General features: G+C 69.4%; 2 protein-coding genes and 1 pseudogene. 1 reads left to right on the plus strand and 2 read right to left on the minus strand.

The window, feature by feature from the left end:
* A pseudogene (locus VG296_RS19105) lies at positions 1-741 on the minus strand (N-acetylglucosaminyltransferase); the annotation flags it as partial.
* Between the two features lie 204 nt (positions 742-945).
* The gene (locus tag VG296_RS19110) at positions 946-1,419 is read right to left on the minus strand and encodes a hypothetical protein (RefSeq protein ID WP_325567437.1); all 474 of its coding nucleotides are present in this window, start codon (positions 1,417-1,419) and stop codon (positions 946-948) included.
* Between the two features lie 184 nt (positions 1,420-1,603).
* Between VG296_RS19110 and VG296_RS19115 the strand changes: the two genes are divergently transcribed.
* Complete coding sequence (locus tag VG296_RS19115; protein WP_325567439.1) at positions 1,604-2,698, plus strand: MerR family transcriptional regulator; 1,095 nt, start codon at positions 1,604-1,606, stop codon at positions 2,696-2,698.
* Positions 2,699-2,869 lie beyond the last annotated feature (171 nt).

Below are 2,869 nucleotides of genomic sequence, written 5' to 3' on the forward strand. Positions count from 1 at the left end.
GATGCTGGGTGCGGCGACGTAGCCGATCGCCGCGTCGGCGAAGGGCCGGACCATCGCGGCCAGGTAGCTGGGGCGCGGCTCGTGGTCGCAGTCGAGTTGGACGACGACGTCGTAGTCCCGGTAACCCCACCGGTCGTAGAAGTAGGCGAGATTGCCTTCCTTGCATCTGGCGCGCCTGGGCCAGGTGGTCCGGTTGTACGCCGCGATCCCGCGCCGGGTGGACACCGGGACGCCGTGCTCACGGCACCACCGGCTGATCTCCGGAGTCGGATCCTCGTCGCAGAGCCAGACGTCATAGGGGTACGGGAACTCCTGGGCCAGCATGGCCTCCAGCGTGCGGCGTGCCATCGGCCACGGCTCCGAAGGGGCCCGAGCCGTGACGACGGCCAGCCGCAGCCGCGGGATCTCGATCGAGGGGGCGATCATGCGCAGCCGCGAGATCGCGAGCACGAAGTACAGGGACTGACCGGTGAGGTAGAGCAGCAGCAGGCTCGTCAGGACCAGCCCGGCCCAGGTCACCCGGTGTCCCGGCTGCAGCCACCATTGCCAGAAGGCTGCGAAGCAGACCGCCCAGCCCAGGGCCAGTACGGCGATCGTGGCCCTGTCGCGTTTGGTCAGCGCGGGTACGAAGGTCCCGCGCTCGACCTTGGCCCTGCGCGGCGGGCCGGCGAAGAGCGGGCCGTGCGGCGTGATCCGGCCCACGTGCCCGCCGGAGAGCCGCACGATCTGCTCTTGCAGCAAGGCGTGGTCGCTGTGGTCTGACTCGCAGTACGCCATAGTATGGCGCCCCCGCTCAGGGTTCGAGCTAGTAAATCCACATGCGGAGATTGCATGTACTAAGCATGATCGGGTTCGGCACCTCAAGATCACCATGTGCCGAATCTCAAGATCGCCTCAAGATGATCAGGCCTCTTGAACCACGCGCTCGAAGCCCGGGAGACGAGCTCAGCGGCCCAGGGCGGAGGCGGAGAGGGAGCGTGCGTAGTTCACGCGTGCGGCGTAGTCCTGTATCTGCAGCACCGAAGAGACCGGCAGCTGGACCTGGTGCAGGAAGCCCGGTCCCTGCACGACGACCTGCACCGACCCCTCGGTGCGCTCCTCCTTCACGAGCAGGAAGAGCAGTCCGAGCAGGCAGAAGAAAAAGAAGATCACCGCGCACACGATCGCCCAGGTCGGGATGCCGCGGTTCGTCCGCGACATGTCCGTGTACGACCACACCACGCCGCCGATCGGTGCCTGCCCGGACGGGGTGATCACCGTCGTGTCGGTGCACGCGATGTCCCCGATCGTCACCAGCGTGGGCCCGGCGCCGAGCGCCGCCGCCTGCGCGGCGTCCATGGGCTGCTGCCGGCCCCAGACGCCCTGCTGCCCCTGCGAGTAAGGCTGCTGCGACGGATCGAACGGCGGCTGAGAGGTCATGGCGGCATCCTGCCAGAAACCGGCCCGACACGCTGCGTATTGGCCCATCGCGCCGCGCACCGGTCAGCGGGAGGGGGGCTGAGTCCGCCCGCCGTGTCTGCTTGACTCTCCCCTTGGGGCGGGGCCGAGCATCGGGTGGTGCCGGGCGGCGAACGGCCGCGCGGTTGAGGAGGAGAGGACGCGGATGGCGGACGGGACGGCGGCGGACGGAACGACGGCGGCGGCACCGCTGACGATCGGGGCGTTCGCGCGCACATCCCGGCTGTCGATCAAGGCCCTGCGTCTCTACGACGAGATCGGGCTGCTGCGGCCCGCCTGGACCGACCCGGACAGCGGCTACCGGTACTACGAACCGGGGCAGCTTGACCGGGCCAGGCTCGTGGCGTGGCTGCGCCGGCTCGGGATGCCGCTCGCGCGCATCCGGCACGTCTGCGACCTGTGCGAGACGGATCGGGGAGCGGCCGCGAACGAGATCCGCGAGTTCTGGCTGCGGGTCGAGACGGACACCGCGGCCCGTCGCGAGCTTGTCGACTTCCTCATCGAACAGCTGTCAGGGAAGGACGACACCATGCCCAGCACCACCCAGCCTTTGCAGGTCCGCTACGCCGCGCTGTCCGATCAGGGCACCGTACGGCCGGACAACCAGGACGCCGCGTACGCGGGACCGCGCCTGTTCGCCGTCGCCGACGGGTTCGGGGAGCGCGGCGACACGGCGAGCAGCACGGCCATCGACCTGCTGCGCACCCTCGACGCCGTCGAATCGGGGGACCTGCTGAACGTCCTCAACGACGCGGCGGATCGCGCGCACCAGGCGGTAGGGCGGATCGCCAGCGAGGACTCCGGCACGACGCTCACCGCGATGCTGTGGACGGGCTCGGAACTCGGCCTCGTGCACATCGGCGACTCGCGCGCGTACCTCCTGCGCGACGGCCGGTTCTTCCAGATCACGCACGACCACACGCTCGTGCAGTCCATGCTCGACGACGGCCGGATCACGCCGCAGGAGGCCGAATCGCACCCGCAGCGCTCGCTGCTCGTGCAGGCCCTCGGCACCGGCCAGACGTCTCCCGAGCCGCAGGTGCGGGTGACGGACGTGCGGGCCGGGGACCGCTACCTGCTCTGCACGGACGGCCTCTCGGCGCGCGTCGCGGAGGCCGAGATCCGGAGCGTCGTCGAGGGGGCGGAAGGTCCGGCGGACGCGGTCGCCGCGCTGGTCGAGCTCTCGATCCAAGCTGGCGGCGCGGACAACGTGGCGTGCGTCGTGGCGATCATCGGCTAAGAAATCAAGAGGCGACTGAGAAATCAACAGTCGACTCAGGAATCAACAATCGACCGGGAATCAGCGGCTGACCGAGAATCAGCCATCGACTGAGGAACCAGCCCATTGACTGACGATCAGCCGACCGGGGGGAAGCCGGTGGGCGGGGTGAAGTCCTCCGCCGGCTGCCCC

It is taken from the genome of Actinospica sp. (assembly GCF_035552695.1).
Lineage (GTDB): Bacteria > Actinomycetota > Actinomycetes > Streptomycetales > Catenulisporaceae > Actinospica.